The sequence below is a fragment of the Desulfosarcina sp. genome (assembly GCF_041551955.1).
In the GTDB taxonomy this organism is placed as follows: Bacteria; Desulfobacterota; Desulfobacteria; order Desulfobacterales; family Desulfosarcinaceae; genus Desulfosarcina.
The window spans coordinates 1-5,588 of sequence record NZ_JBFELV010000333.1; the positions used below are offsets into that span (position 1 = coordinate 1).

The 5,588-nt window shown below is 58.4% G+C and carries 5 protein-coding genes; 1 reads left to right on the forward strand and 4 read right to left on the reverse strand.

Features of this window, described 5'->3' with window-relative positions; genetic code table 11:
• Window positions 1-174: 174 nt before the first annotated feature.
• The 4 genes from ABYV26_RS19375 to mnmG form a co-directional block, all read right to left on the reverse strand.
• Window positions 175-1,062 (reverse strand): DnaJ C-terminal domain-containing protein, encoded by an 888-nt coding sequence (locus tag ABYV26_RS19375; RefSeq protein ID WP_372683003.1) that lies wholly within the window; start codon window positions 1,060-1,062, stop codon window positions 175-177.
• Between the two features lie 119 nt (window positions 1,063-1,181).
• On the reverse strand, window positions 1,182-1,991 hold the full coding sequence (fetB, locus tag ABYV26_RS19380; protein WP_372683004.1) for an iron export ABC transporter permease subunit FetB: 810 nt from the start codon (window positions 1,989-1,991) through the stop codon (window positions 1,182-1,184).
• Window positions 1,988-2,608 (reverse strand): ATP-binding cassette domain-containing protein, encoded by a 621-nt coding sequence (locus tag ABYV26_RS19385; RefSeq protein WP_372683005.1) that lies wholly within the window; start codon window positions 2,606-2,608, stop codon window positions 1,988-1,990. Before ABYV26_RS19385 ends, fetB begins: the two co-directional genes overlap by 4 nt.
• Complete coding sequence (gene mnmG, locus ABYV26_RS19390) at window positions 2,593-4,467, reverse strand: tRNA uridine-5-carboxymethylaminomethyl(34) synthesis enzyme MnmG (protein WP_372683006.1); 1,875 nt, start codon at window positions 4,465-4,467, stop codon at window positions 2,593-2,595. Before mnmG ends, ABYV26_RS19385 begins: the two co-directional genes overlap by 16 nt.
• A gap of 218 nt (window positions 4,468-4,685) precedes the next feature.
• Between mnmG and ABYV26_RS19395 the strand changes: the two genes are divergently transcribed.
• Window positions 4,686-5,588, forward strand: a 903-nt coding sequence (locus ABYV26_RS19395) for a TIGR01212 family radical SAM protein (protein ID WP_372683007.1), incomplete at its 3' end; no start/stop codon positions are given.

The window sequence follows — 5,588 nt, forward strand, 5'->3', positions numbered from 1 at the left end:
AGCCTTGATCTCGGGCTTTTCACAAATCCGTCGGAAAAACGACTTTTAACGGGTCCATCAAGTTTGAGAAAATAAAAATAATCGTTTAAAGGCAACCATGAAACACCAATTCCATGCCGCCAGTCCAGCGAAAAAGTAACCTAGTAGGGGTTAGTTGTCAATGAATTTAATTTGTTACATACCGGTGGCGGCCAGCTTTTTCACAAGCTTTTTCTGTTCGGGAGACAGTTCTTTTGCAAGCTCTACCGAAACGGTGGCATACAAGTCACCCTTGGCACTGCCTTTCATCTGGGGAAGTCCGTGCCCGGCCAGTCGCATCCGGGTTTTATGGCGGGTTCCCGGAGGAATTTTTAGACTCAATTCCCCCCCCTCGAGGGTGGGTATCTTCACCTGGGTTCCCAGTAGGGACTCGCTGAGCCGAATGGTAACGGTGACATGCAGGTCATGGCCTTCTACGGTAAATACCGGATCTGGAGTGACACGGGATTTGATATACAGGTCGCCCGGAGGACCACCGTACGCACTTTGCTCGCCCTTACCCGCCAGGCGGAGTTTCTTGCCGGTGATCATCCCCGGCGGTATCTTGACCGTGATACTTTCGTTGCGCCCCTGATGTTGAAAGGTAACGGCCTTGCTCGTTCCGCTGGCCACGTCCTGCAGCGTCAGGGGAAGTTCGTAGACCAGGTCCGACCCTTTGATCGGTGCCTGGCGCCGCGTGTGCCCACCAAACGGCCCACCGCCGAAAGAAAAACGCCGCCCCTGGCCGCCAAACCCGAACTCTTTAAGAATATCTCCCAAATCCACATTGCGGAATATATCCTCCTGAGAGTAGCGTTGGTGGAAACCGGTAGAACCGAAGGTGTCATACTGCTGACGCTTCTCCTTGTCACTGAGCACCGCATAGGCCTCGCTGACCGCCTTGAACTGCTCTTCGGCTCGCTTGTCACCCTTGGAGTGATCCGGATGGTACTTCATGGCCAGCTTGCGGTAAGCCTTTTTAATCTCGGTATCTGTGGCGGTCTTGGCCACGCCCAATACCTGGTAGTAATCCTGTTCGGACATGATTGACCCCGCTCCCTGCTTTAGTTTGCATGAACGCATGCCAAAAGATGGGTCAGCGTTCACCTTGTTAAGGTGCAAAAATAAGGTGTTTGTTTTTTAATGTCAAGCCGTTGGGCCAATCATTGCCCGGATGTTTTCAGGCGGTCCAGCCGCAGGCGATGTCGGTCGTCAAAGAGCCGGCGCGCACCGGCCCAGACCGCGATCAGCGCGCCGAATCCGGTGCCGGCGGAAATAATGAACATGATCAGGATCTGGTACTTCACCGCTTCAAGCGGCGGGTTGCCGGCCAGAATCTGGCCGGTCATCATGCCCGGAAGACTCACCAGACCGGCAGCAGCCATGGAGTTGATCGTGGGAATCATGGCACTGCGGACGCTGGTCCGGCGGATCTCACCGATCGCCTCAGACCAGGTGTGGCCCAGCATCAGCCGCCCTTCAATGGTGCTGCGGCGCTCCCAGGCCGATTCGGTCAAACGATCAAGGCCCAGGGAGATACCCGTCATGGTGTTTCCCAGCATCATTCCCAGCAGGGGGATGGCATATTGCGGCGTATACCAGGGGTCGACACCGATAATCACCGCCAGGGCGAATGTGGTGATGGCAAAAGAGGAGACAAACATGGACCCCGCCCCCATGCCGAAGCCCCACCAGCCGACAAAGCGGTGCTTCTGGCGGGCCATCACCTCACGGGCGGCGGCTACCAGCATCACCGCGGCCATGGATGCAATCAATAACGGATGGATCGACGCAAATACCACCTTTAATACCAGTCCCACCACACACAGCTGCAAGGTGGTTCTCAAGGCAGCCAGGATGATTTGTCCGGCCAGCCCCAGCCCCATGCGTCGGCTGACCAGGGCCAGGGCAATCACCAGCAGGGCGGCAAGGGAAAGATCCGATGGCGTCAGAAAAATGGTCTCCGATGTCATGGCACCCCTCCACGGCCAATCATCCGCCCGCCCTCCATGGTGAAAACCCGGCTGGCCACACGATACAACTGCGTGCGCTGGTGGCCGACCCACACGACAGCGGCGCCGGTCCCCTGACGGTAGGATCGAATCAGTTCCTCGGCTCTGGCGGAAGTTTCTTCATCCAGGTTGGCCGTGGGTTCGTCCAGCAGCAAGAGGTGGGGCTGGTTTTCCAGAAGTCGCAGCAGAGCCAGACGCTGTCGCTCCCCGCTGGAAAGCCGTGAAACCGGCCAGGCTAGAATGTCTGGGTCAAACCCAAGCCGGTTCAATCCGTTTGCATCGGACGCCGCAAAATGGTCGCCCACCACATCGGACCACCATTGGCTTTCGGATGGAAGCAGAGCCACCTTCCGCCGCCAGGCTGGTGCGGGAATCAGCGCCTGCTCGGTGCCGTCGAGACAGACCGTTCCACGGTGGGGTTCCATGTCCGCGATCGCCCTTAAAAAAAGGCTTTTTCCCGAACCCGACCGACCGGAGAGTCCCACACACTCGCCCTTGTCGATATCGAGGCTGACCGGACCGACATCGTGGATAGACAGATTGTCCACCCGCAGGCGGGGGACTAACGATTTTTCCATAGGCGTAGATGTACCATGAGTACGGAAATGGCCGCAGGGGTCATGCCCTCGATGCGTGATGCCTGACCCAGGGATGCCGGGTGGACCGCGGCCAGTTTCTCTTTGAGTTCACTGGAAAGGCCGTGAACGATCGTGTAGTCGATCGATTCCGGCAGTTTGATCTGCTCCAGATGCCTGAACTTGTCGATCTCCTGAAGCTGGCGCCGAATGTACCCCTCGTACTTGATTTCGATCTCAACCTGCCGGGCCACCCGCTCTGTTGGCGGTGTATCGGCCGGGGACAACGTAGCTACCGCGTCGTAATCCAGTTCAGCCCGTTTAAGTAGCTGGACCAGATGGATCCCGTTGTCGATGGGCGGCGTGCCCCGCTGCGCCAGGTAGGCGTTGACGGCAGGCAGCGGCTTGATCACCGCCTGTTTGATGCGCTGAATCTCGGCCTGGATCTGGGCTTTTCGCTCGCGATTGGCCTTCAGGGTATCGGCACTATGCAAACCGAGTTCGTGACCGATTTCGGTCAACCGCAGGTCGGCATTGTCCTCCCTGAGCATCAACCGGTATTCGGCTCTCGAGGTGAACATGCGGTATGGTTCGAGGGTGCCTCGGGTGACCAGGTCGTCCACCATCACAGCCATGTATGCCTGGCTGCGGTCCAGGATGAAAGGCGGCCGTTTCTGGACCCTGCAGGCGGCGTTGATGCCGGCCCACATGCCTTGGGCCGCAGCCTCTTCGTAGCCCGACGTGCCATTTATTTGGCCGGCCAGATAAAGGCCTTTCACCCGCTTGGTCTCCAATGTGGGGCGAAGTTGAATCGGATTGATGAAGTCGTATTCGATGGCGTAAGCCGGACGCATGATTTCCGCCTCCTCCAGGCCGCGGACACGTCTGACCACCTGGGTCTGGACCTCTATGGGCAGGCTGTTGCCCAGTCCCGACGCATAAATCTCCTGGGTGTCCAGTCCCTCGGGCTCGAGGATGATCTGGTGGCGGTCCCGCTCCGGAAAGCGGACGATCTTGTCTTCAAATGAGGGGCAATAGCGGGCCGGCACACCTTTGATGATGCCGCTGTGCAGGGCGGACAAGTGCAGGTTTTCACGCACCAGTTGGTGGACCTGCTCGCTGGTGTGTCCGATAAAACTGGGAACCTGGGGCAGCCGCGCCGGTTGGCCCGAGAAGGAGAAGGCGCGGGCGGGGTCCTCCAGGGGCTGCTCTTCAAACTGGGAAAAATCAATGCTGGCCCGGTCGAGTCGTGGTGGCGTGCCGGTCTTCATGCGACCCAATGCAAAGCCAAGCGCCTTGAGATGGTTGGGCAGGCTGTAGGCGGCAAACTCCCCGGCCCTGCCGGCCTGCATGGTTTTGAAGCCGATGTGCACCAGCCCGGACAGAAAGGTGCCGGTGGCCAGCACCACGCACGGCGCCTGAAAACCAAAGCCGGTGTGATCCTCAACACCGCATACCCGATCCCCGTCAACGATCAGGCGCTCCACCAGAGCTTGTTTGATGTCCAGGTTGGGCTGCTTTTCCAAAACGGCTTTCATGGCCGTGTGATAGCGCCCTTTGTCGTTCTGGGTCCTGGTGGACTGCACCGCCGGCCCCTTTTTAGTGTTCAGCGTCTTGTACTGGATGGCGGTTTGATCGGCAATTTTGGCCATCTCTCCGCCCAAGGCGTCGATCTCCTTGACCAGCTGTCCCTTGGCCATTCCGCCGATGGATGGGCTGCAAGGCATGGCGGCGATCTTGTCCAGGTCGATAGCCAGCAGCAGCGCGCGACAGCCCATGCGGGCCGCCGCCAGGGCCCCCTCGCAGCCGGCGTGCCCGGCGCCGACAACGATCACATCGTATTTCTTCGGGTATATGGCCATATAGTTCGGCTATTCTTTTTTCCGACAGACGTATCGCCTCAGTTCGGAATGGTTGCATGTGGTTCGAGATTTAGGCCCGCGAAAAACTTTACCGCAGGCATATAAACTGATACTCGGAGGATGAATATCTGAGCCGCGCTTAGCGATCGTACAACATATCCGTTTCCGGAGGGGCACTATATAATTGCCGGGATAATTAGGTCAAGGACAGGATCGTCATGCACAAAAAACCATACCGGGACCTGAACACCTACTTTCGTTCGCTGTTTGGCTGCCGAGTCCACAAGGTCACCGTCGACGCCGGACTGGACTGCCCCAACCGCGACGGCTCGATCTCCATTGGCGGATGCATCTATTGCAATGCCAACGGATCCGGGACCGGTGCCTATCGCCAGGGTGTATCGATCACGCAGCAGATCGAACGCAGCAAGGCAAGAATCGCCCGCCGTTTCAAGACCAACAAACTGATGGCCTATTTCCAGTCTTTCAGCAACACCTACGCCCCCGTCGAGCATTTGAAAGCCCTGTATGACGAAGCCCTTGCCATCGAAGACGTAGTGGGATTGGCCGTGGGCACCCGGCCGGATTGTGTTGATCCGCCGGTGTTGGACCTGCTTGAAGGCTACGCCAAAAAGCATCTCATATGGGTTGAGTACGGCCTGCAGAGCGCCCACGATCGCACCCTTGCCCGGATTAACCGGGGCCACGATTTTGCCTGCTTCGAACAGGCCGTATCGCTCACCCGCAACCGCAAAATCAACATCTGCGCCCATGTGATCCTGGGCCTGCCCGGTGAATCCCGGCAGGAGATGCTCGAGACCGCCGATGCCATCGCCGCCATGGGCATCGACGGCATCAAGCTCCATTTGCTGTATGTGGTGCGGGGCACCCCCATGGAGAACCTTTACCGGGCCGGCCGCTACCGTTGCCTGGGACAGCGGGAGTACGTTGAATTGGTGTGTGACTTCATCGAACGCCTGCCGGAGACGATGATCATCCAGCGCCTCACCGGTGACCCCCACCCCAAGGAACTGGTGGCCCCGGCCTGGTCCCTGCAAAAACGGGAAACCATGGACCTGATCCACACCCGCTTCAAAGATAAAAATACCTGGCAGGGCAAG

What these genes read in the sequence shown, in the direction of transcription:
- ABYV26_RS19375 (WP_372683003.1), bottom strand. Translation starts at nt 1,062, where the DNA reads ATGTCCGAACAGGATTACTACCAGGTATTGGGCGTGGCCAAGACCGCC.
- fetB (WP_372683004.1), bottom strand. Translation starts at nt 1,991, where the DNA reads ATGACATCGGAGACCATTTTTCTGACGCCATCGGATCTTTCCCTTGCC.
- ABYV26_RS19385 (WP_372683005.1), bottom strand. Translation starts at nt 2,608, where the DNA reads ATGGAAAAATCGTTAGTCCCCCGCCTGCGGGTGGACAATCTGTCTATC.
- mnmG (WP_372683006.1), bottom strand. Translation starts at nt 4,467, where the DNA reads ATGGCCATATACCCGAAGAAATACGATGTGATCGTTGTCGGCGCCGGG.